The organism is Streptomyces sp. NPDC055506 (genome assembly GCF_053643595.1).
In genome coordinates this window covers 25,757-48,372 of the sequence record NZ_JBSHKH010000058.1, presented here as the reverse complement: position 1 = coordinate 48,372, position 22,616 = coordinate 25,757, and the positions used below count along the sequence as shown (strand labels likewise).

Genomic DNA, 22,616 nt, shown 5'->3' with positions numbered 1-22,616 from the left:
GTATCAACATATCTGGCGTTGACTTTTGGCACGCTGTTGAGTTCTCAAGGAACGGTCGCTTCCTTTGTACTCACCCTCTCGGGCTTTCCTCCGGGCGCTTCCCTTCGGTCTTGCGTTTCCGACTCTATCAGATCTTTCCGATCCGATTTCCTCGGTGCTTTCCAGGTTCCCGCTTCCGCGTTTCCCTTTCCGGCGGTTCCGACTTTATCAGAAGTTTCTGAGTCGAATTTCCCCTCCCTCGGCCGGAGCATGATCCCCGGCGCTGAGTTGGCCGGGTGCCCCGTCGGGAGGAGTTGTAAACCTACTGGAGCGGGGCTCCTCGATGCAAATCGAGGAGCCCGCTCCCAGTTGGCGCCTGTTCGGGCCCGACGGCCCGTCAGACCTCCACGACCACAGGCAGGATCATCGGTCGGCGCCGGTAGTTGTCCGAGACCCACTTGCCCAGCGTGCGGCGAACGAGCTGCTGGAGCTGGTGGGGTTCGACCACGCCGTCCTGGGCGGATCGTTCGAGCACCTCCGTGATCCGGGGTGCCACGTCGCCGAAGGCGGAGTCCTCGATGCCGGAACCGCGGGCCTGGATGTGCGGGCCGCCGGTGATCTTTCCGGTGGACGAGTCGATGACCACGAAGACCGAGATGATGCCCTCGTCGCCGAGGATCTTGCGGTCCTTGAGGGCCGGCTCGCCCACATCGCCGACCGAGAGGCCGTCGACGTAGACATAGCCCGCCTGGACCTTGCCGGAGATCTTCGCCTTGCCCTCGATGAGGTCGACGACCACTCCGTCCTCGGCGATGACGATGCGGTCGTGCGGGACACCGGTCAGGGCGCCCAGCTCGGCGTTGGCGCGCAGGTGGCGCCATTCGCCGTGCACCGGCATGAGGTTCTTCGGTCGGCAGATGTTGTAGAAGTACAGCAGCTCGCCCGCGGAGGCGTGGCCGGAGACGTGGACCTTGGCATTGCCCTTGTGGACCACGTTGGCGCCCCAGCGGGTGAGGCCGTTGATCACGCGGTAGACCGCGTTCTCGTTGCCGGGGATCAGGGACGAGGCCAGGATCACCGTGTCGCCCTGGACGATGCGGATCTGGTGGTCTCTGTTGGCCATCCTGGAGAGCGCCGCCATGGGCTCGCCCTGGGAGCCCGTGCAGACCAGGACCACCTCGCTGTCCGGGAGGTCGTCGAGCGTCTTGACGTCCACGACCAGGCCCGGGGGGACCTTCAGATAGCCCAGGTCGCGCGCGATGCCCATGTTGCGGACCATGGAGCGGCCGACGAAGGCGACCCGGCGGCCGTACTCGTGCGCCGCGTCCAGGATCTGCTGGATGCGGTGCACATGGCTGGCGAAGCTCGCGACGATGATGCGCTTGCGGGCACCGGCGAAGACCTGGCGCAGAACGTTGGAGATCTCGCGCTCGGGCGGGACGAACCCCGGGACCTCGGCGTTCGTCGAGTCCGAGAGGAGGAGGTCGATGCCCTCTTCGCTCAGACGTGCGAACGCGTGGAGGTCGGTGAGGCGGCTGTCCAGCGGGAGCTGGTCCATCTTGAAGTCGCCGGTGTGGACCGCCATGCCCGCGGGGGTGCGGATGGCCACGGCCAGCGCGTCCGGGATGGAGTGGTTGACCGCGACGAACTCGCAGTCGAAGGGGCCGATGCGCTCGCGGTGTCCTTCCGCCACCTCGAGGGTGTACGGGCGGATGCGGTGCTCCTGGAGCTTGGCCTCGATGAGGGCGAGGGTCAGCTTGGAGCCGATCAGCGGGATGTCCGGCTTCTCGCGCAGGAGGAAGGGGACGCCGCCGATGTGGTCCTCGTGGCCGTGCGTGAGGACGATGCCCTCGATGTCGTCGAGGCGGTCCCTGATGGACGAGAAGTCCGGCAGGATCAGGTCGATTCCGGGCTGCTCCTCCTCGGGGAAGAGCACTCCGCAGTCGACGATCAGCAGGCGGCCGCCGTACTCGAAGACCGTCATGTTGCGGCCGATCTCACCGAGACCGCCGAGCGGGGTGACGCGCAGGCCGCCTTCGGGGAGCGGCGGGGGCGGGCCGAGTTCGGGATGCGGATGACTCAAAAGACTCTCCTCACCACACGCGCCACGTACCGGTAGGGCACGTGGCGCGCGTGACGTTCGTGCAGAAGCAGTTGTCTGTGTGGGGTGCGCGGGCACCGGTGGCCCGCTTATTCAGTTGTGAAGCACGCGCGCGGGGGTTCCGCGCGAAGTCTGGTGTCAGAGCTGTACCCCGCCGGCGGCAAGATCGATCTTGAGTTGCTCGATCTCTTCGGGCGCGCACTCGACCATGGGGGCGCGCAGCGGCCCGGCGGGCAGGCCCTTGAGGGCGAGCGCCGCCTTGGTCGTCATCACGCCCTGGGTGCGGAACATGCCCGTGTAGACGGGGAGCAGCTTCTGGTGGATCTCGGTGGCCTTCTGGACATCGCCCGAGGTGTACGCCTCGACCAGGGCGCGCAGCTCGGGAGTGACCACATGCCCGACGACGGAGACGAAACCGACCGCGCCGACGGAGAGCAGGGGGAGATTCAGCATGTCGTCGCCGGAGTACCAGGCGAGGCCGGAGGTGGCGATGGCCCAGCTCGCGCGGCCGAGGTCGCCCTTGGCGTCCTTGTTGGCGACGATGCGGGGGTGCTCGGCGAGGCGGACGAGCGTCTCGGTGTTGATCGGGACGCCGCTGCGGCCGGGGATGTCGTAGAGCATGACCGGCAGTCCGGCGGCGTCGGCGATGGCCGTGAAGTGCCGGTAGAGGCCCTCTTGCGGGGGCTTGTTGTAGTACGGCGTCACGAGGAGCAGGCCGTGTGCGCCGGTGCGCTCCGCCGCGCGGGCGAGTTGGATGCTGTGGTGGGTGTCGTTCGTGCCGACGCCGGCCACGACGTGGGCGCGGTCGCCCACGGCCTCCAGGACCGCCCGTACGAGATCCGCTTTCTCCGCGTCGCTGGTGGTCGGGGACTCGCCGGTGGTCCCGTTGATGATCAGGCCGTCGTTGCCTGCGTCCACCAGGTGGGTGGCGAGCCGCTGCGCGCCGTCGAGGTCGAGTGCGCCGTCCGCCGTGAAGGGCGTGACCATGGCGGTGAGGACCCGCCCGAAGGGGGTCTGCGGAGTGGAGGTCGGAGCCATGGGTTACACGCTACTCGTTGCTCAGGACCGGGTCTGCCCTAGGGGCAGGCGACAAGTCGTGACAAAGGTGGAGCCCGGCACTGCCTGCTCGGGGGTTCAAGCAGTGCCGGACCCGTTCGATCAGGCTAAGTGAACTTCTCGAAATGCCGCAATACGGACACTTCGCACGGCTGAACCGTACATCTGTGCCTCGTCGGGGAAACGAGCCGCGTTACGGCGCCACGCGTCCGTTCGCGTTGAAGGCGGCGTAGGTGAGCGGCATGAGCCGGGCCCACTCGGCCTCCATCTTCTCGCCCACCATCTCGATCTCACGCTGCGGGAAGGACGGGACCTTGGCCAGCTCGTGCTGAGTGCGCAGGCCGAGGAAGTGCATCAGCGAGCGGGCGTTGCAGGTGGCGTACATCGAGGAGTACAGGCCGACCGGGAGGACCGCGCGGGCGACCTCGCGGGCGACGCCGGCGGCGAGCATCTGCCGGTACTTCCGGTAGGCCTGGCGGTAGGAATCCTCCATGGCCTCGCCGACGAGCTGGTGTTGCTCGGGACTGCCCTCGACGAACTCGTACTTGCCCGGCCTCCCCTGCTGGATCAGCTTCCGGGAGGCGTCCGGAACGTAGAAGACCGGCTGGAGCTCCCGGTAGCGGCCACTCTCCTCGTTGTACGACCAGCCGACGCGGTGCCGCATGAACTCGCGGAAGACGAAGATCGGCGCGTTCACGAAGAAGGTCATGGAGTTGTGCTCGAACGGGCTGCCGTGCCGGTCCCGCATGAGGAAGTTGATCAGGCCCTTCGAGCGCTCAGGGTCCTTCTGCAGCTCCTCAAGGGACAGCTCCCCCAGCGTGGAAACCCGTGCCGCGAACAGCACGTCGGAGTCGGCCGCGCTGTGTTTTACCAGCTCAACGGTGACATCACCGCGCAAGTCGATCTTGAAGTCGTCGTCGGGGGTCTGGGTCACGGTTCGCAGGGCCTTCCCATCGCGTCTCTTGGCGACGCCACTCTACGTTTAGTGACGCGCTGCAATGAAGTCGGTGAAACGGGGCACCTCTGAGGGAGTTCTTTCGTCTCTACTGATGAAAGTGATCCGTTCCACTCCGAAGGAGAAGCACCCCTGATGTTCGGTCGGCGTGAACCCGTACCGTTTGCCTTCGTCGCCGAGGCCGACAGGTTCCGCAGCAATATCACTCCCCCACCGCGTGAGCGGCTCTCGGTCAGCCAGCAGGCCGGGCGCTGGCTGATGGGCCTGACCATCGTGGCGGGGCTCGTGGGTTCCCTGGTCATCGGGACACCCGCGCTGACGGTCGATCGCCCGGACTCGCATCCGCAGCAGTCGCAGGCATCCCAGAACCGCTGAGCCACCGCGGGCCGGCGCTGACTCCATCCGGCCCCCTGGCGGTGGTGGCCGTCAGAACAGATCGGTAGCCTCACCGGGCACAGCCCACGCATGGATCGAGTGAGGACCCGCCGTGCCCCTGCCCTTCCTGACGGCCGACCGCGTCTTCGACACGGCGGACGACGTTCCGCTGCCGCACGAAGACCGTGACACCTGGCGGCGGCCGTACCGCCCCGGGCCCTGGCGGGTGGGGGCGGCGGCGCTGGCGCTGCTGCTCGCCTCGTTCGTGCTGTTCGCCGCGGTCATCATCGCGGCGACGGCCGAACCGGCCTCGGCCGGGCTGGTCTTCGCTCTGGCGCTACTCGTCATCGCCGGGGCGCTGCGGCTGCTGCGCATGGGCGTGTGGGTGAGCGCGCGCGGGCTGCGGTACGTGGGTTTCCTCGCGACGCGTACGGCGCCCTGGGCGCAGGTCGTCTCGGTGCGTACGGTGCAGCAGCCGGTGCGCTGGCTGGGGCTCCCCCGGACCTTGCAGGGTCAGGCGCTGCTGCTCGTCCGGCGGGGACAGGCCGCGGACGGTGTGCCGCCGCTGCTGACGACGCACAACGCGGACTTCCTGGGCCGGACGGAGGCCTTCGAGCGGGCGGCCGACGCGGTGGAGGCATGGGCCGACGAGTACGTCCAGCGCTGACGTCCTGGTGACATGCCGGCGGGGCCGGACCGTGCGCGGTCCGGCCCCGCCGGCATGTGGGGGTGCCGCTCAAGCGGCTTCGGGCTGCTTGCCGTCGTGCAGGGCGATCGCGCGTTGCATCGCCTTGCGGGCGCGCGGGGTGTCACGGGCGTCGTGGTAGGCGACGGCCAGGCGGAACCAGGTGCGCCAGTCGCCCGGTGCGGCCTCCGTCTCGGCCTTGCGCCGGGCGAAGACCTCGTCGGCCGAGTCCCGGTCGATGCGCCCGCTGGGGAGGCGCTTCAGTTCGTCGACCGGCAGACCGCCCTCGGCGTCGAGTTCGGCGGCGAGCTGGTTGGCCCTGCGGACGAACTGCGTGTTTTTCCACAGGAACCACAGGCCGATGACCGGCAGGATCAGCACCGCGACGCCGAACGTGACGGTGAGGGGCGTGCCGGTCTCGATGAGCAGCAGGCCGCGGCTGCCGACCAGGACGAAGTAGACGACCAGGACGGCGGCCGTGAGGGCGTAGGTGAGCTTCGCGCGCATGACGGTCAGCGGCTCAGCTCAGGTCCAGGAAGTGTTCCAGGCCGAAGGTCAGGCCAGGAACACTCCCCACACGGCGGGCACCGAGCAGGATGCCCGGCATGAAGCTGCTGTGGTGGAGCGAGTCGTGCCGGACCGTCAGGGTCTCGCCCTCGGCGCCGAGCAGGACCTCCTGGTGGGCCAGCAGCCCGCGCAGCCGGACGGCGTGCACCGGGACGCCGTCGACGTCGGCACCGCGGGCGCCGTCCAGGGCGGTGGTCGTGGCGTCGGGGGCCGGGGCGGTGCCGGCTTCGCGGCGGGCCTCGGCGATGAGCTGGGCGGTGCGCGTGGCGGTGCCGGAGGGGGCGTCCACCTTGTTCGGGTGGTGCAGCTCGACGACCTCGACGGACTCGAAGTACGGGGCGGCGAGCTGCGCGAACTTCATGGTCAGGACGGCCCCGATGGAGAAGTTCGGCGCGATGAGCACACCCGTCTGCGGTGACCGGTCCAGCCAGCCCTTCAGCTGCGCGAGGCGCTCGTCGGTCCAGCCGGTGGTGCCGACGACCGCGTGGATGCCGTGGCGTACGCAGTAGTCGAGGTTGGCCATGACCGAGTCGGGCGTGGTCAGTTCGACCACGACCTGGGCGCCGGTCTCGGCCAGCGTCTCCAGCTTGTCGCCCCGGCCCAGGGCGGCGACCAGTTCCATGTCCTCGGCGGCCTCGACGGCTCGAACGGCTTCCGAGCCGATCCGGCCCTTGGCACCGAGGACCGCCACGCGCAGCTTGCTCATCTCTTGTGCTTCCTTCACCAGGGGGTTCGTCAGGCGACAGCGTCGTGCAGGCGGGCCGCCTGTTTGTCCTTCAGCGGGCCGATGACCGACAGGGAAGGCCGCCGTCCCAGGATCTCGCGGGCGACCGAGCGGACGTCGTCCGGGGTGACCGACGTTATCCGGGCCAGCATGTCGTCGACGGACATCTGCTCGCCCCAGCACAGCTCGCTCTTGCCGATGCGGTTCATCAGCGCGCCGGTGTCCTCGAGGCCGAGGACCGTGGAGCCCTGGAGCTGGCCGATGGCGCGCCCGATCTCGTCGTCGGACAGGCCGTGCTCAGCGACCTGGTCGAGTTCGTCGCGGCAGATCTTCAGCACGTCGTGCACCTGCGAGGGCCTGCATCCGGCGTACACGCCGAACAGGCCGCAGTCGGCGAAGCCGGAGGTGTACGAGTACACGCTGTAGGCCAGGCCGCGCTTCTCGCGCACCTCCTGGAAGAGGCGGGACGACATGCCGCCGCCGAGCGCGGTGTTGAGCACGCCCATGGCCCAGCGCCGCTCGTCCGTGCGGGACAGGCCCGGCATGCCGAGCACGACGTGCGCCTGCTCGGTCTTGCGGTCGATCAGCTCCAGACGGCCCGCGGTGCGCAGGGCGCGGCGGCCACCGCGCGGGGCGACGGGCTCGGCGCCCGCTTCCTTGAAGGCACCGGCCTTCTCGAAGGCGGCGCGGACCTGCCGTACGACCTTGGCGTGGTCGACGTTGCCCGCGCAGGCGACCACGAGGTGGGTCGGGTCGTAGTGCTTCTTGTAGAAGCGGCGGATGCGGTCGGCGGTGAGGGCGTTGACCGTGTCGACCGTGCCGAGGACCGGGCGGCCGAGGGGGTTGTCGCCGAACATCGTGTGCGCGAACAGGTCGTGCACGCAGTCGCCCGGGTCGTCCTCGGTCATGGCGATCTCTTCGAGGATCGCGCCCCGCTCGACGTCGACGTCCTCCTCGAGGATGCGGGAGCCCGTCAGCATGTCGCAGACGACGTCGATGGCGAGGGGCAGGTCGGTGTCGAGCACGCGCGCGTAGTAGCACGTGTACTCCTTCGCCGTGAAGGCGTTCATCTCGCCGCCGACCGCGTCGATCGCGGCGGAGATGTCCAGGGCGGACCTGCGGTCGGTGCCCTTGAAGAGCAGGTGCTCCAGGTAGTGCGTGGCGCCGTTCAGAGCCGGCGTCTCGTCGCGGGAGCCGACGTGTGCCCAGATGCCGAAGGTCGCGGAGCGGACCGAGGGCAGGGTCTCGGTGACGATGCGCAGGCCGCCGGGCAGGGTGGTCTTGCGGACCGTGCCGATGCCGTTGGTGCCCTTGATCAAGGTTTGGGTACGGGCGACGGCCCGCGCCTCCGAGGAGATGCGGGCCGTCGCCGTCGAGCTGCTCGACGTCACTTGTCGGTGTCGTCCTTCGTCTCTGCGTCTTCTTCGCCCTCGATCACGGGGATGAGGGAGAGCTTGCCGCGGGAGTCGATCTCGGCGATCTCGACCTGGACCTTGTGGCCCACACCGAGGACGTCCTCGACGTTCTCCACGCGCTTGCCGCCGGCGAGCTTGCGGATCTGCGAGATGTGCAGCAGACCGTCCTTGCCCGGGAGCAGCGACACGAACGCGCCGAAGGTGGTGGTCTTCACGACCGTACCCAGGTAGCGCTCGCCGACCTCCGGCATGGTCGGGTTGGCGATGCCGTTGATCGTCGTACGAGCGGCCTCGGCGGAGGGGCCGTCGGCGGCACCGATGTAGATGGTGCCGTCGTCCTCGATGGTGATCTCGGCGCCGGTGTCCTCCTGGATCTGGTTGATCATCTTGCCCTTGGGGCCGATGACCTCACCGATCTTGTCCACGGGGATCTTGACGGTGATGATCCGCGGGGCGTTCGGGGACATCTCGTCCGGCGTGTCGATCGCTTCCATCATCACGTCGAGGATGTGGAGGCGGGCGTCACGAGCCTGCTTGAGGGCGGCGGCCAGGACGGAGGCCGGGATGCCGTCCAGCTTGGTGTCGAGCTGGAGGGCGGTCACGAAGTCCTTCGTGCCCGCGACCTTGAAGTCCATGTCGCCGAAGGCGTCCTCCGCACCGAGGATGTCGGTGAGGGTGACGTAGTGCGTCTCGCCCTCGATCTCCTGGGAGATCAGGCCCATGGCGATACCGGCGACGGGGGCCTTCAGGGGCACACCGGCGTTCAGCAGCGACATGGTGGAGGCGCAGACCGAGCCCATGGACGTCGAGCCGTTCGAGCTCAGCGCCTCGGAGACCTGGCGGATCGCGTAGGGGAACTCCTCGCGCGTCGGCAGGACCGGCACCAGGGCGCGCTCGGCGAGGGCGCCGTGGCCGATCTCGCGGCGCTTCGGGGAGCCGACGCGGCCCGTCTCGCCGGTGGAGTACGGCGGGAAGTTGTAGTTGTGCATGTAGCGCTTGCGGGTCACCGGGGAGAGGGTGTCCAGCTGCTGCTCCATGCGGAGCATGTTCAGGGTGGTGACGCCCAGGATCTGGGTCTCACCACGCTCGAACACGGCGGAGCCGTGGACGCGCGGGATGGCCTCGACCTCGGCGGCGAGGGTGCGGATGTCGGTGACACCGCGGCCGTCGATGCGCTTCTTCTCCTTGATGACGCGCTCACGGACCAGGGTCTTGGTCAGCGAGCGGTACGCGGCGGAGATCTCCTTCTCGCGGCCCTCGAACTCCGGCAGGAGCTTCTCGGCGGCGAGCGCCTTGACGCGGTCCAGCTCGGACTCGCGCTCCTGCTTGCCGGCGATGGTCAGCGCGGAGGCGAGCTCCGGCTTGACGGCGGCGGTGAGGGCCTCGAGAACGTCGTCCTGGTAGTCCAGGAAGATCGGGAACTCGCCGGTCGGCTTGGCGGCCTTGGCGGCGAGGTCCGACTGGGCCTTGCAGAGGACCTTGATGAAGGGCTTCGCGGCGTCCAGACCGGCGGCGACGACCTCCTCGGTCGGCGCCTCGGCACCGCCCTCGACCAGCTTGATGGTCTTGTCGGTGGCCTCGGCCTCGACCATCATGATCGCGACGTCGCCGTCCTCCAGGACACGGCCGGCGACGACCATGTCGAAGGCGGCGTCCTCGAGCTCGGTGTGCGTCGGGAAGGCCACCCACTGGCCGCGGATCAGCGCGACGCGGACGCCGCCGATCGGGCCGGAGAAGGGCAGGCCGGCCAGCTGCGTGGACGCGGAGGCGGCGTTGATCGCCACGACGTCGTACAGGTGGTCGGGGTTGAGCGCCATGATCGTGGCGACGACCTGGATCTCGTTGCGCAGGCCCTTCTTGAAGGAGGGGCGCAGCGGGCGGTCGATCAGGCGGCAGGTGAGGATCGCGTCCTCGGAGGGACGGCCCTCACGGCGGAAGAAGCTGCCGGGGATCTTGCCGGCGGCGTACATCCGCTCCTCGACGTCCACCGTGAGCGGGAAGAAGTCGAGCTGGTCCTTGGGGTTCTTGGAGGCGGTGGTGGCCGACAGCACCATGGTGTCGTCGTCCAGGTACGCCACGGCGGAACCGGCGGCCTGCTTGGCCAGGCGGCCCGTCTCGAAGCGGATGGTGCGGGTGCCGAAGGCGCCGTTGTCGATGACGGCCTCGGCGTAGTGGGTCTCGTTCTCCACTAGCGTTATCTCCTCGTCTTCGTCTCCTGCTGCCCGTGTGGCAGGGAGACGGTTGCGGAGAGCGCGCCGTGCTGTGCGGGCCGGTCTTCGATCGAAGCACCCGGGGCTCGCATTCCCCCGGGGGCCACTACCGAGGACCGGCGGCGGCTAGGTGCGCTTCTCCTCGTTCTGTGTCGTACGTCCTGTGTCGTACGACATGCGTTGTGCTACCACACTACAAAGCGGTGGTGACACTCCGCACGTACAGCAAAGGGAGCGGTCCCCTTTCCCCGGGAACCGCTCCCCTCACGACGTCTTACTTGGCGCCCGCCGCACCACGGCGGATGCCGAGGCGGTCGACCAGCGCACGGAAGCGCTGGATGTCCTTCTTCGCCAGGTACTGGAGAAGGCGGCGACGCTGACCCACCAGAATCAGCAGGCCACGGCGGGAGTGGTGGTCGTGCTTGTGGGTCTTGAGGTGCTCGGTCAGGTCCGAGATGCGGCGCGAGAGCATGGCGACCTGGACCTCGGGGGAGCCGGTGTCGCCCTCCTTCTGGCCGAACTCGGTGATGATCTGCTTCTTCGTAGCGGCGTCGAGCGGCACGCGTACTCCTCGTAGTCTGTGATGGCCATCGAGTGCCCCCGGTCTGTGTCTCGGGGGAGCTTCCGTTACTCGGGAGGCGGGGATCCGCTGGGCGCGGCCTCCAGGGCGGTGAGCTCCGGAGGTGCGTACACAAACGGCCGTCGACCAGGGTACCAGGCGGTCAGGGGCGTCTTTGCCCTGGTCTCCGAACCTCCCGGCCTGGGCGTTGGCGGCCACTAGGGTGAGCGGGTTCGGATCGTCCGTATGCCGATGATCCGCACTTCGGGAACGGGTACGTCGGGAAGGGGTCGCTGCGGCATGGCGGAGACGGCTGAGGAGATCAAGGCACGCAAGGAGCGGGAGCGGGACGAGCTCTACGCCCTCGACATCTCGGGGGTCGAGTGGCACAGCGCCCCGGGCACCGAGGAGCACGAGGAGCGGGTCGAGATCGCGTACCTGCCCGAGGGGGCCGTTGCCATGCGGTCCTCGCTCGACCCGGACACGGTGCTGCGCTACACGGAGGCGGAGTGGCGGGCGTTCGTGCTGGGGGCGCGGGACGGCGAGTTCGATCTGGAACCGGGGGCGCACGACGGAGGGCCGCAAGCCGGGCAGTAGGTCCGGCGGGTTGACGAGGGGTGGGCGACTGCTGGCTCACCCCTCGTCGCTTTCCGCGGCCAGGCCTGCGCCCCTCAAGCCGCCTGCGCGGCAAGGTGGTTCGACATTCTTCACAGGTATCGCCCTTTTCGTTCACCAAAGTGACTGCTGCGTATGTCAGTTCTGGGCACCTTCCGGGCGGGTTGTGACGTGACGGACGGGTGCTCGGGGGTGGACGGGCCTGCCGAGGTGGGGCTTGTGGTGATTAGGCTGGGACGGGGCACGACGTCAGAACCCGTGGAGTGGGCGTCGGGGTCCCAGGGGGAAACGGGGGAGTTTGTGGATTCGGACGACCTCGGACGACAGCAAGGGTCGCCCCAGCACGGCATGAGGGTGCTCGACCACACCAGGAGGAACACTGTGAGCAGCGATCGGGACGGGATCCGCGGGGGCTGGGCGACACCCGGCGATGACCAGCCCGACGCGGAGTCCGCAGCAGAGGTGACGGGCGAGTTCACCATCGACTACGCGCCGCCCGCCTGGTACACGCAGAACGCCTCGGCGAGTTCGAGCTCGGGGCAGGGGGCGGGTGCGTCCGAGGACTCCAGCGCTTCCGGGGCGCCCGCGAACTCCGGGGGCTCCGGGGCGCCGAAGGGGCCGGTGCCGCCGCTGCCGGGGCTCACTCCGCCGCCGCACGCGAATGCCTCCGGCGGGACCTCGTCGCTTCCGGGTCAGAACTCCGGTTCGTCTCCGGCACCGGCGCCGGCACCCGGGGCGCCTTTCACTCCGCCCGCGCCGCCGCCCGCTCCGGGCGCTCCGTTCACGCCTCCCGCGCCCGCGCCGGGTACGCCCTTCACGCCGCCCGCGCCCTCCGGCGAGGGTCCTGCCGCCGTTCCCAGGCTTCCGATGAAGGGCGGCTTCGAGCCGCAGGTCTCGCAGTCCCAGGCGCGGCCCGAGACGCCCGCGGCGGATCCGGCCTCTCCTACGGCGTTGCCGAACATCCCCGTGGGTGGGTACCAGGCGCAGTGGACGCCGCCGGCTCCGCCGGAGGCCCCGGCCGCGCCCGCCACTCCGGAGCAGCCGCCGGTGGCTCCGGCCGCTTCGGAGGTTCCGGCGACTCCGGCCGCTCCGGTTGCCGAAGAGGTCGAGGAAGCCGAGGAAGTCGAGGAGGCCGAGGGAGCCGAGTCGGGGAACGGTGATCTGGAGAGCGGTGCCACGATGCGCTTCTCCGCCGTCGCCCTGAAGCGGGAGATCGCGGAGCGTGCCGCCGAGGCGGAGGCTGAGACTCGGCTTGAGCCGGTGGACGAGGAGCAGGACAAGGACGGGGACGAGGACCAGGACTCGGGCGGTGACGTCGAGGGTGCGCCCTCCGCCGACGCCGATGAGGCCGGTGAGGGTGTCTCCTCCGAGCCTGCGGACGCGGTGGACGCGGCTGAGGACGAAGACGAGGACGACGAGGACTCGGCTTCGGGAGATACGGCGGAGGCCGAGCCCGACGAGGCCGTGTCGCAGGATGACGAACCTCAGGACTGGGTGCCCGCGCCTCCGGCGCCCCCGGCTCCCGAAGCCGACTCCGTGACCGTGGATGAGGACTCCGCTGCTCCCGAGCCCGCCGACGCGGAGCCCTCGGACGCCGTGCCTGCGGACGCCGTTCCCGAGGACGCCGTGCCCGCGGATGCCGCTCCCGAGGACAGCGTTCCGCAGGACGCCGCCGGGCCCGATGCGTCCGACGCCCCGCCCGCCTGGACTCCCCCGGCCCCGCAGGGCGTGCCGCCGCTGCCGCCGTCGTACCAGCCGGCCGCACCGGCGCCCGCGAGCCAGTGGCCCGCGCAGCCGCAGGCACAGCCCACGGACCCGTACACGCCGGCTCAGCCGCAGCCGACGGCCGCGCAGGGGCAGCCGCCCGTGCCGCCCCAGCCGTCGGTACCGGCCCAGCAGCCGCCGTTCCAGCCGCATGCGCCGCAGCCCGCGCCCGCCGCCTGGAACCAGCCGGCCGCGCCGACGCCACCGCACCAGCCGCCCGCCCAGCCGGCACCGCAGCCCGGCGGGTACGGCTTCCCGCAGCAGAGCGATCCGGCCCCGGCCGCGCCGAACCCGCAGGGTGGCTACGGATTCCCGCAGCAGGGCCCACCCGCCCCGGCAGCCCAGCAGCCGCCGGCCCAGCAGCCCGAGGTCCCGCCGGCCCCCGCGCCGAACCCGCAGGGCGGGTACGGGTTCCCGCAGCAGGGCGCACCCGCCCCGGCAGCCCAGCAGCCGCCGGCCCAGCAGCCCGAGGTCCCGCCTGCCCCCGCACCGAACGCGCAAGGCGGCTACGGCTTCCCGCACCCGGGCGCGCCCAACCCCCAGGGCAGCTACGGCTTCCCCCACCCCGGCTCCCCGGCCCCGGCCGCTCAGCAGCCGCCGGCCCAGCAGCCCGAGGTCCCGCCTGCCCCCGCACCGAACGCGCAAGGCGGCTACGGCTTCCCGCACCCGGGCGCGCCCAACCCCCAGGGCAGCTACGGCTTCCCCCACCCCGGCTCCCCGGCCCCGGCAGCGCAGCAGCCACCGGCCCAGCAGCCCGGCACCCCGCCGGCGCCCGCGCCCCACGCGCAGGGTGGTTATGGCTTCCCGCAGCAGGGCGGGCCGGCTCCTGCGGGGCCCGACCCGCAGGGTGGATACGGGTTCCCCCAGCAGCCCCCGGCCCAACCGCAGCCGCAGCCCGGTGTGCCGCCGCAGGCGCAGCCGCCGTACCCCGGTCAGGCTGAGCAGCCGATGCATCCGGGGCAGCAGCCCGTAGATCCGCGGACCGGGGCCGCCTGGCCGCAGCCCATGCAGCACGACCAGCGGCAGCCGACCAACCCCGGGGCCGCCCCGCTCGGTTACACCGCCGCGGTGGAGCTGTCGTCCGACCGGCTGCTCAACAGCAAGAAGCAGAAGGCGAAGAGCAGCCGTCCGGCGGCCGGTGGCGGCCGGTTCAAGATCGGCGGCAAGAAGGAGGAGGCCGAGCGGCAGCGGAAGCTGGAGCTGATCCGCACGCCCGTGCTGTCCTGCTACCGGATCGCCGTGATCAGCCTCAAGGGCGGCGTGGGCAAGACGACCACGACCACCGCGCTCGGCTCGACGCTCGCCACCGAGCGGCAGGACAAGATCCTCGCGATCGACGCCAACCCGGATGCCGGCACCCTCGGGCGCCGCGTGCGGCGGGAGACCGGGGCCACCATCCGTGACCTGGTCCAGGCGATCCCGCACCTCAACTCGTACATGGACATCCGGCGCTTCACGTCCCAGGCTCCGTCCGGGCTGGAGATCATCGCCAACGACGTCGACCCGGCCGTGTCCACGACCTTCAACGACGAGGACTACCGGCGCGCGATCGACGTGCTGGGCAAGCAGTACCCGATCATCCTCACCGACTCCGGTACCGGTCTGCTCTACAGCGCCATGCGCGGTGTGCTGGACCTCGCCGACCAGCTCATCATCATCTCGACCCCGTCCGTGGACGGTGCGAGCAGCGCGAGCACGACGCTGGACTGGCTGTCCGCGCACGGGTACTCCGACCTCGTCTCGCGGTCCCTCACCGTCATCTCCGGTGTGCGCGAGACCGGCAAGATGATCAAGGTCGAGGACATCGTGTCGCACTTCGAGACGCGCTGCCGCGGTGTCGTCGTCGTGCCGTTCGACGAGCATCTCTCCGCCGGTGCCGAGGTCAACCTCGACATGATGCGGCCGAAGGTGCGGGAGGCGTACTTCAACCTCGCGGCGTTGATCGCCGAGGACTTCACCCGCCACCAGCAGGCGCACGGCCTGTGGACCTCCGACGGCAACCCGCCGCCGGTGGCCGCCCCGCCGCTGCCCGGCCAGCCCGGCCCGTACCCGCAGCAGCCGCAGCCCGGCCAGTCGTACGCCCAGCCCGGACAGCCGTACCCCCAGCCGGGCCAGCCCCCGGCCCAGCCGGGTCAGCCGTATCCGCAGGGCGCGGGGCAGCCGCCGTACCCACAGCAGGGCCAGCAGCCGTACCCGCAGCAGCCGCAGCCCGGGCAGCCGTACGCGCAGCCCGGGCAGCCCCCGGCCGCGCCCCCGCAGCCGGGCTACGGCTACCCCCAGCAGGGCCAGCCCGGTCAGCCCGGTTACCCGGCTCAGCCCGACGGGCAGACCCCGCCGCCTCCGCCTCCGACGCAGTAATCGCCTCACCCGATCGGCCCCTTTCGAGGGGCCGATCGCCTTCCTGGCCCGCGCCGTTCCCACTCGGCGCGGGCTTCGGCGCGTTCAGGGCGAAATCCGTTGCCAGCCCCTGGCCAGGAGGGCGTCAGTGGTCTCGACCAATGGGTGCGGAAAGCTCGCCAATTCGTTATTTCCGCAGGCCACAAGGGGTGAACGCGCCGTTGACGGGTGGAGACGGCCGCTGATACACACTCATCAAACGTCTGACAGCTGATCAACCCGTCCTTCCCGTCCGAGCGATGACGCGAGGTCCGACCATGGGCACGAACGATCAGACACGCAGCCTCCCGCGCGGCCTCCGGCTCGTCGCCGCGGCCGGGGCGGCCGCGCTCACCCTCACCGCCGGGCTCGCGACCCCGCTCGATCCGGCGCCCCGGCAGGCCCGGGCGGCCGACGACGGCAAGGTGCTGACCGTCGCGGTGGCGCAGAGCGTGGACTCGCTCAGCCCGTTCCTGGCGGTCCGGCTGCTCAGTACGAGCATTCACCGGCTCATGTACGAGTACCTGACCAACTACGACCCCAAGGACAACCACGCCATCCCGGGCCTGGCCACCAAGTGGGAGTCGTCGCCGGACAAGCTGACCTGGACGTACACGATCCGCTCGAACTCCAAGTGGTCGGACGGAAAGCAGGCCACCGCCGAGGACGCGGCGTGGACGTTCAACAAGATGATGACCGACGACGGCGCGGCCACGGCGAACGGCAGCTACGTCGGCAACTTCAAGAAGGTGACGGCCCCGAGCCCCACCGAGCTGGTCATCGAGCTGAAGAAGCCGCAGGCCACGATGACGTCCCTCGATGTGCCGATCGTGCCGAAGCACGTGTGGGAGAAGGTCTCGGACTTCTCCGAGTTCAACAACGACAAGAGCTTCCCCGTCGTCGGGAACGGGCCGTTCACGCTGACCGACTACAAGGCCGACAGCTACGTACGGCTCGAGGCGAACAAGGGGTTCTGGCGCGGGACGCCGAAGTTCGACGAGGTCGTCTTCCGCTACTACAAGGACCAGGACGCGGCGGTGTCGGCGCTGCGCAAGGGCGAGGTGTCCTTCGTCGCGGGGTCGCCGTCCCTGACGCCGGCTCAGGCGGCGTCGCTGGAGGGCGCTGAGAACATCCAGGTCAACGACGCGCCCGGCCGCCGCTTCTACGCCCTCGCCACCAACCCGGGCGCGAAGGCCAAGAACGGCAAGAAGTTCGGCGACGGCCACCCCTCCCTGCTGGACCAGCGGGTGCGCAACGCGCTGTTCATGGCCGTCGACCGCGAGGCCATCATCGAAAAGGTGTTCCAGGGACATGCGGTCGAGGGCGAGGGCTACATCCCGCCGCGCTTCTCGCAGTACCACTGGAAGCCGTCCGCGGACCAGAAGCTGGCGTACGACCCGGCCGAGGCGGCCCGGCTGCTCGACCAGGCGGGTTACAAGAAGAACGGCGACGGCAAGCGCGTCGGCAAGGACGGCAAGCCCATCAGCTACCGCGTGCTGTGCCACGCCACCGACCCGAACGACAAGGCGGTCGGCAAGTACCTCCAGGAGTGGTGGGGCAAGCTCGGCATCGGCGTCCAGCTCAACTGCCTGGACAACGTGACCGACCCCTGGCTCGCCGGGAAGTACGACCTGGCGTTCGACGGCTGGTCGGTCAACCCCGACCCGGACTTCGTGATGTCCATCCACACCTGCGGTGCCCTCCCGGCGACCCCGGAGGACACGGGGGCCACCGACAACTTCATCTGCGACAAGAAGTACGACGAGCTCTACGCCCGGCAGCTCGCCGAGTACGACCCCGCCAAACGGGCGGACATCGTCCAGCAGATGGAGTCGCGGCTGTACGACCTCGGGTACATGAACGTCATGGCGTATCCGAACGCGGTCGAGGCCTACCGGACGGACCAGATCAAGTCGATCACCACCATGCCGGCGAAGGCGGGGAACATCTACGGCCAGGACGGCTACTGGAGCTGGTGGTCGGCGGTCCCGGCGGACTCCGGCGGGTCGTCGGACAACGCCTTGTCGACAGGGGTCGTGGTCGCGATCGTCGCCGGTGTCGTCGTCCTCGCCGGGCTCGGCGGATTCGCTGCCATGCGGCGGCGGGCCACCGCCGAGGAGCGCGAGTAGCGCGGGCGAGCGGGTACTCATGACCGCTGACGCGACACCCGCGCTGGTCGAGGAGAGGGAGCCGGCGACAGGGGCCCGGGTACGCAAGGGCTCCGCGTACCCGCGGTACCTGGCGGGCAAGGTGGCCGGGGCGGCCGTATCGCTGCTGGCCGTGCTCGTCACCAGCTTCTTCCTCTTCCGGCTGATCCCCGGCGACCCGGTGAAGACCATGACGGGCGGCCGTCAGGTGTCGGCCGAGCAGCTGGCCGCCTATCGCCGGGAGTTCGGGCTCGACCTGCCGCTCTGGCGGCAGTTCACCGACTACTGCGGCAAGGCGCTCACCGGCGACTTCGGGACGTCGTACCAGTTCCGCTCGCCCGTCGTCGACAAGATCACCGAGGCACTGCCGAACACCCTGCTGCTCACCGGGACCGCCTTCGTCCTGTACACCGCGCTGGGCATCTTCCTCGGCACGCGCTCGGCGTGGCGGCGCGGCACGCTCGGGGACCGGGTCAACACCGGTCTCGCGCTGACGCTGTACTCCATCCCGTCCTTCTGGCTCGGCCTGCTGCTGATCATCGTGCTGTCGGTGGGCATCGGCCCGCTCCCCGGGATGTTCCCCACCGGCGGCATGGAGTCGGGCGGCAAGGAGGGCTTCGCGTACGTCCTCGACGTGGCACACCATCTGGTGCTGCCGGTGGTGACGCTGGTGGCGGTGGAGTACGGGCAGACGCTGCTGGTCACACGGTCGGCGCTGCTGGACGAGATGGGCAGCGACTATCTGACGACCGCACGGGCCAAGGGGCTGCGCGACGATCTCGTGCGGCGCCGGCACGCCGTGCCGAACGCGCTGCTGCCGACCGTGACCCTGATCTTCATCAACCTCGGCCGGACGGTGGCGGGCGTGATCCTCGTGGAGACGGTGTTCTCCTGGCCCGGGCTCGGCGGGCTGTTCTACCAGGCACTGAGCGTGCCCGATCTGCCGCTGGTGCAGGGCCTGTTCTTCGTGTTCGCCGCCGCGGTGATCGTGATGAACACCCTCGCCGACCTGGTCTATCCGCTGCTGGACCCCCGGGTGGCCCGATGACGACGACGACCGGGACGACCCTGAGTCCGCGCGCCCTCGCCCGGCAGCGCCGCCGGGCCTCCGTCGCCCGCTTCTGGCGCCAGTACCGCGCGGAGCGGGCGGGGCTCTACGGCCTGACCGCGCTCACGCTGTGCGCGCTGCTGGCGTTGTTCGCGCCGCTGTTCGTCGGCTCGGACGTGAGCAGTGTGACCGACGCGCCGGGGCGTCCGATGCAGAGCCCGAGCGCCGGGTTCCCGCTCGGCACCGACCAGTTCGGCCGTGACCTGCTGGGCCTGGTGATCTGGGGCTCGCGGGTGTCGCTGCTGGTCGGGCTGCTCGCCGCCGTGCTGTCGGTGGCGATCGGCACGCTGATCGGGGTGACGGCCGGGCACTTCAAGGGCTGGTACGCGACGGTGATGATGCGGATCACCGACTGGTTCCTGGTCATGCCGACGCTGGTGCTGGCGATCGCCCTGGCGACCGTGATGTCCCGCTCGCTGACCACGATCGTCATCGCCATCGGCGTCACCACCTGGCCGACCACGGCCCGGCTGGTGCGCGCCCAGACGCTGGCGGTGGAGACCCGGCCGTACATCGAGCGGGCCAAGGCGCTCGGCGGCGGGCACTGGCACATCATGTCCCGGCACGTCCTGCCCAATGTGATGCCGCTGGTGCTGGCCCAGACGACCCTGATCATCTCCTCGGCCATCCTCGCCGAGGCGACACTCGCCTTCCTCGGCCTGGGCGACCCGACGGTCGTGTCGTGGGGCGGGCTGCTCCAGGACGCGCGGGAGGCGGGCGCGGTCAGTGCCGGGGACTGGTGGTACCTGGTGCCGCCGGGCATCGCCATCGCCGTGGTGGCGCTGGCGTTCACGCTGTGCGGACGAGCCGTGGAGTCCGTCCTCAACCCCAGGCTGGGGGTGTCGCGTTGAGTCTGCTCGACGTCAGGGACCTGACGGTGACGTACGCGGGCGGGGCGGCCGCCGTGCGCGGCGTCGACCTGCGCCTGGACGCGGGCCAGAAGCTCGGCCTGGCCGGCGAGTCCGGCTGCGGCAAGTCCACCCTGGCGCTGGCCCTGCTGCGGCTGCTGCCGACGGGCACGCGCATCACCGGCGAGGTACTCCTCGACGGCGAGGACGTGCTGACGATGAAGTGGGGCCGGGTACGGGCGGTCCGCTGGGCCGGGGCCTCCGTCGTCTTCCAGGGCGCGATGCACTCCCTCAACGCCGTGCACCGCATCGGCGACCAGATCGCCGAGCCGATCCTGCTGCACAAGAAGGCGACACCGGCCGGGGCGAAGAAGAAGACCGGCGAGCTGCTGGAGCACGTCGGTCTCCCGGCGGCCCGCGCGGACGCCTATCCGCACGAACTGTCCGGCGGCCAGCGCCAGCGCGTCATGATCGCCATGGCACTGGCCTGCGACCCCCGGCTGATCATCGCCGACGAGCCGACCACCGCGCTCGACGTGATGATCCAGGCGCAGATCCTGCGGCTCATCGAGCAGCTCGTGGCGGACCAGGACCTCGGTCTGATCATGATCAGTCACGATCTGGCGGTCCTCGCCGACACCTGCGACCGGCTGGCGGTGATGTACGCGGGTCGGGTGGTCGAGGAGGGCCCGGCGGCCGAAGTGTACGAGGACGCCCGGCATCCGTATGCCAAGGCGCTGTCGGCCGCGTTCCCGCGCATCGGCGACCCGGCGTCCCGGTTCGCGCCGCAGGGGCTGGCGGGCGACCCGCCCGACCCGGCCGCGCTGCCGTCCGGCTGCACGTTCCACCCCCGGTGCCCGGTGGCCCTGGAGTCCTGCGCCGAGGAGGACCCGGTGCTGCGGGAGGCGGGGCCGGAACGCCGGGCGGCATGCGTCCTGGTCGGCGATCCGGCGAACGAAGCACGCGAGAATCCCGACGCCCTGGAGGAAGCGAGGCCCGGCACGCCATGACCATGTCCCCCACGGCATCCGACGTCACCACGGCACCCCTGCTGAGTGCCCAGGGCCTGTACGTCACCTTTCCCGGCCGGCACGGCGGGCCCCGGGCCCGCGCCGTGGACGGGGTGGACCTCGACATCCGGCCCGGCGAGATCGTCGCGCTGGTCGGCGAGTCCGGCTGCGGCAAGACGACCCTGGCCCGCTCGCTGCTGGGGCTGGTCGAGCCGACCGCGGGCCAGGTCACCTTCGACGGCCGTCCGCTGGAGTACTCCGGCCGGTCTCTGAAGGCGTACCGCAAGCGCGTCCAGCTGGTTCTTCAGGACCCCAGCGGCTCGCTCAACCCGCGGCACACGGTGTACGACGCGGTCGCCGAGGGGCTGCGCATCCACGGCTACGCCGGCGATGAGCGCACGGCGGTCGCCGAGGCCCTGTCCAGGGCCGGCCTCCGCCCGCCGGAGCGTTTCTTCCTGCGCTATCCGCACGAGCTGTCCGGCGGGCAGCGCCAGCGGGTCGTCATCGCGGGCGCGCTCGTCCTGGAACCCGAACTCCTCGTCGCCGACGAGCCGGTGGCGTCCCTGGACGCCTCCGTGCGCGGTGAGATCCTCGCCCTGCTGCTGCGGCTGCGCACCGAGCTCGGCCTGTCCGCGCTGGTCGTCACGCACGATCTGGGCCTGGCGTGGAACATCGCCGACCGGGTCGCCGTGATGTATCTGGGCCGGATCGTGGAGACGGGCGCGGTGGAACAGGTGCTGACCGCACCCCGGCATCCGTACACCCAGGCCCTGCTGTCCGTGCTCCCGGAGGCCCCGGGCGCCCCGGTGATCCTCACGGGCGAGCCCCCGGACCCCTCACGCGTCCCGCCCGGCTGCCGCTTCCACGCCCGCTGCCAGATCCTGGCGAGCGGCGAGGCGGAACGTGCGGGCGTGGCAGACGCCTGCAGAGGCCAGGACTTGGAGGTGCTGAGCGGGAGCGGAGAATCGCAGGTGGCCTGCCATTGGGCAATTGCGGCATCGCCCTGAAAGGGGCGCGGGGAACTGCGCGACCAGCCCCCACTCACCTGTGGACGGCAATCAAGCGGATCAGGCAGCCCCGTCCGCCGCCACCAACTCCCGGCACTTCTTGACGTCCTGCCCCATCTGCTCCAACAGCGCATCCAACGTCTCGAACTTGGCCTGCCCCCGCACGAACGCCAAGAAGTCGACCGCGACATGCAACCCGTACAGATCCAGCCCGACCCGGTCGATGGCATACGCCTCCACCGTCCGCTCGGTCCCCTCGAACTGTGGATTCGTCCCGACGGAGATCGCCGCCGGCATCACTTCGCCCTGCGCGTGCAGCCAGCCGGCATACACACCGTCGGCCGGGATGGCCGTGTGCGGCAGCGTCTCGACGTTGGCCGTGGGGAAGCCCAGCTCGCGCCCGCGCTGGGCGCCCCGGACGACGACACCCTCCACCCGATGCGGACGGCCCAGGATCTCCCCCGCGCCCTCGACATCGCCCTCGGCGACCAACCGCCGCGTCAGCGTGGAGGAGAACGGCTCCCCGCCGCCCGCCTCACCCGTCACGTACAGGTCGACGACCTCGACCTCGAAGTCGTAGGTCTTGCCCTGCGTGGCCAGGAACTCCACGTTGCCGGCGGCCTTGTGCCCGAAGCGGAAGTTGGGGCCCTCGACGACGGCCTTGGCGTGCAGCTTGTCGACGAGCACCTTGACGACGAAGTCGGCCGGGGAGAGCTTCGAGAACTCGGTCGTGAAGGGGAGGATGAGCACCGCGTCCACGCCCAGGCCGGCCATGAGCTCGGCGCGGCGGTGGTGCGGGGCGAGCAGCGGCGGGTGGCTGCCGGGCCGGACGACCTCGCTGGGGTGCGGGTCGAAGGTGACGACGACGGCGGGCACCCCCAGCTCCCTGGCGCGGTCCACGGCATGCCGGATGATCAGCTGGTGTCCGCGGTGGACTCCGTCGTAGGAGCCGATGGTGACGACGCTGCGCCCCCAGTCCTGGGGGATGTCCTCCAAGCCACGCCAGCGCTGCACTGTGCCTGCTCCTTGTCGAAAGCTCGTCGAACCGTGTCCGTGGTTGTCCGTGGTTGCCTCGTGCGCAGGTCTAAGGGTGCCATGCCCCATGCCTCGGGCCC

The 22,616-nt window shown here is 70.4% G+C and carries 19 protein-coding genes and 1 pseudogene; 10 read left to right on the top strand and 10 right to left on the bottom strand.

What is annotated here, in order from left to right; translation table 11 throughout:
- Positions 1-376: 376 nt before the first annotated feature.
- The 3 genes from ACWIF2_RS22360 to thyX form a co-directional block, all read right to left on the bottom strand.
- The gene (locus ACWIF2_RS22360) at positions 377-2,062 is read right to left on the bottom strand and encodes a ribonuclease J (protein ID WP_454362384.1); all 1,686 of its coding nucleotides are present in this window, start codon (positions 2,060-2,062) and stop codon (positions 377-379) included.
- A gap of 156 nt (positions 2,063-2,218) precedes the next feature.
- Complete coding sequence (dapA, locus tag ACWIF2_RS22355) at positions 2,219-3,118, bottom strand: 4-hydroxy-tetrahydrodipicolinate synthase (protein ID WP_454362383.1); 900 nt, start codon at positions 3,116-3,118, stop codon at positions 2,219-2,221.
- Between the two features lie 211 nt (positions 3,119-3,329).
- The gene (gene thyX, locus ACWIF2_RS22350; RefSeq protein WP_454362382.1) at positions 3,330-4,070 is read right to left on the bottom strand and encodes an FAD-dependent thymidylate synthase; all 741 of its coding nucleotides are present in this window, start codon (positions 4,068-4,070) and stop codon (positions 3,330-3,332) included.
- 156 nt (positions 4,071-4,226) lie between these two features.
- On the opposite strand from thyX, the gene ACWIF2_RS22345 reads away from it, so the two are divergent.
- Positions 4,227-4,466, top strand: coding sequence for a hypothetical protein (locus ACWIF2_RS22345; RefSeq protein ID WP_454362381.1), 240 nt, complete (start codon positions 4,227-4,229; stop codon positions 4,464-4,466).
- Between the two features lie 112 nt (positions 4,467-4,578).
- Positions 4,579-5,133 (top strand): PH domain-containing protein, encoded by a 555-nt coding sequence (locus ACWIF2_RS22340; RefSeq protein ID WP_454362380.1) that lies wholly within the window; start codon positions 4,579-4,581, stop codon positions 5,131-5,133.
- A gap of 69 nt (positions 5,134-5,202) precedes the next feature.
- Here ACWIF2_RS22340 and ACWIF2_RS22335 read toward each other — a convergent pair whose 3' ends face one another.
- From ACWIF2_RS22335 to rpsO, 5 genes are all read right to left on the bottom strand, one after another.
- On the bottom strand, positions 5,203-5,658 hold the full coding sequence (locus tag ACWIF2_RS22335; RefSeq protein WP_454362379.1) for a hypothetical protein: 456 nt from the start codon (positions 5,656-5,658) through the stop codon (positions 5,203-5,205).
- Between the two features lie 13 nt (positions 5,659-5,671).
- Positions 5,672-6,424: a 4-hydroxy-tetrahydrodipicolinate reductase gene (gene dapB, locus ACWIF2_RS22330; protein ID WP_454362378.1), complete on the bottom strand. Its 753-nt coding sequence runs from the start codon at positions 6,422-6,424 to the stop codon at positions 5,672-5,674.
- 29 nt (positions 6,425-6,453) lie between these two features.
- Positions 6,454-7,833, bottom strand: a complete 1,380-nt coding sequence (locus tag ACWIF2_RS22325; protein ID WP_454362377.1) for a M16 family metallopeptidase — start codon at positions 7,831-7,833, stop codon at positions 6,454-6,456.
- Positions 7,830-10,046, bottom strand: coding sequence for a polyribonucleotide nucleotidyltransferase (locus tag ACWIF2_RS22320; protein WP_454362376.1), 2,217 nt, complete (start codon positions 10,044-10,046; stop codon positions 7,830-7,832). The genes ACWIF2_RS22325 and ACWIF2_RS22320 overlap by 4 nt, the downstream gene beginning before the upstream one ends.
- A 295-nt stretch (positions 10,047-10,341) precedes the next feature.
- The gene (gene rpsO / locus ACWIF2_RS22315) at positions 10,342-10,629 is read right to left on the bottom strand and encodes a 30S ribosomal protein S15 (protein ID WP_003993372.1); all 288 of its coding nucleotides are present in this window, start codon (positions 10,627-10,629) and stop codon (positions 10,342-10,344) included.
- A 297-nt stretch (positions 10,630-10,926) separates the two neighbouring features.
- Here rpsO and ACWIF2_RS22310 point away from each other — a divergent pair, with 297 nt between their 5' ends.
- Both ACWIF2_RS22310 and ACWIF2_RS22305 read left to right on the top strand, forming a co-directional pair.
- Entirely contained in the window at positions 10,927-11,223 is a 297-nt protein-coding gene (locus tag ACWIF2_RS22310; protein WP_399023094.1) for a DUF397 domain-containing protein, read from the top strand.
- A gap of 153 nt (positions 11,224-11,376) precedes the next feature.
- Positions 11,377-11,703 (top strand): annotated as a pseudogene (locus tag ACWIF2_RS22305) (hypothetical protein); the annotation flags it as partial.
- Between the two features lie 23 nt (positions 11,704-11,726).
- On the opposite strand, the gene ACWIF2_RS22300 reads toward ACWIF2_RS22305, so the two are convergent.
- Positions 11,727-11,885 (bottom strand): hypothetical protein, encoded by a 159-nt coding sequence (locus ACWIF2_RS22300; protein WP_385867191.1) that lies wholly within the window; start codon positions 11,883-11,885, stop codon positions 11,727-11,729.
- Between the two features lie 223 nt (positions 11,886-12,108).
- Between ACWIF2_RS22300 and ACWIF2_RS22295 the strand changes: the two genes are divergently transcribed.
- The 6 genes from ACWIF2_RS22295 to ACWIF2_RS22270 all read left to right on the top strand — a co-directional run bounded on the left by ACWIF2_RS22295 (position 12,109) and on the right by ACWIF2_RS22270 (position 21,501).
- Positions 12,109-15,363, top strand: a complete 3,255-nt coding sequence (locus ACWIF2_RS22295) for an AAA family ATPase (RefSeq protein ID WP_454362387.1) — start codon at positions 12,109-12,111, stop codon at positions 15,361-15,363.
- A gap of 296 nt (positions 15,364-15,659) precedes the next feature.
- Positions 15,660-17,510, top strand: coding sequence for an ABC transporter substrate-binding protein (locus tag ACWIF2_RS22290; protein ID WP_454362375.1), 1,851 nt, complete (start codon positions 15,660-15,662; stop codon positions 17,508-17,510).
- A 19-nt stretch (positions 17,511-17,529) separates the two neighbouring features.
- Positions 17,530-18,576: an ABC transporter permease gene (locus tag ACWIF2_RS22285; protein ID WP_454362374.1), complete on the top strand. Its 1,047-nt coding sequence runs from the start codon at positions 17,530-17,532 to the stop codon at positions 18,574-18,576.
- Positions 18,573-19,487, top strand: coding sequence for an ABC transporter permease (locus ACWIF2_RS22280; RefSeq protein WP_454362373.1), 915 nt, complete (start codon positions 18,573-18,575; stop codon positions 19,485-19,487). Before ACWIF2_RS22285 ends, ACWIF2_RS22280 begins: the two co-directional genes overlap by 4 nt.
- The gene (locus ACWIF2_RS22275) at positions 19,484-20,494 is read left to right on the top strand and encodes an ABC transporter ATP-binding protein (RefSeq protein ID WP_454362372.1); all 1,011 of its coding nucleotides are present in this window, start codon (positions 19,484-19,486) and stop codon (positions 20,492-20,494) included. The genes ACWIF2_RS22280 and ACWIF2_RS22275 overlap by 4 nt, the downstream gene beginning before the upstream one ends.
- Before the next feature lie 2 nt (positions 20,495-20,496).
- Positions 20,497-21,501, top strand: a complete 1,005-nt coding sequence (locus tag ACWIF2_RS22270) for an oligopeptide/dipeptide ABC transporter ATP-binding protein (RefSeq protein ID WP_454362371.1) — start codon at positions 20,497-20,499, stop codon at positions 21,499-21,501.
- 60 nt (positions 21,502-21,561) lie between these two features.
- On the opposite strand, the gene ACWIF2_RS22265 is transcribed toward ACWIF2_RS22270, so the two are convergent.
- Positions 21,562-22,515: a bifunctional riboflavin kinase/FAD synthetase gene (locus tag ACWIF2_RS22265; protein ID WP_454362370.1), complete on the bottom strand. Its 954-nt coding sequence runs from the start codon at positions 22,513-22,515 to the stop codon at positions 21,562-21,564.
- Positions 22,516-22,616: the final 101 nt, after the last annotated feature.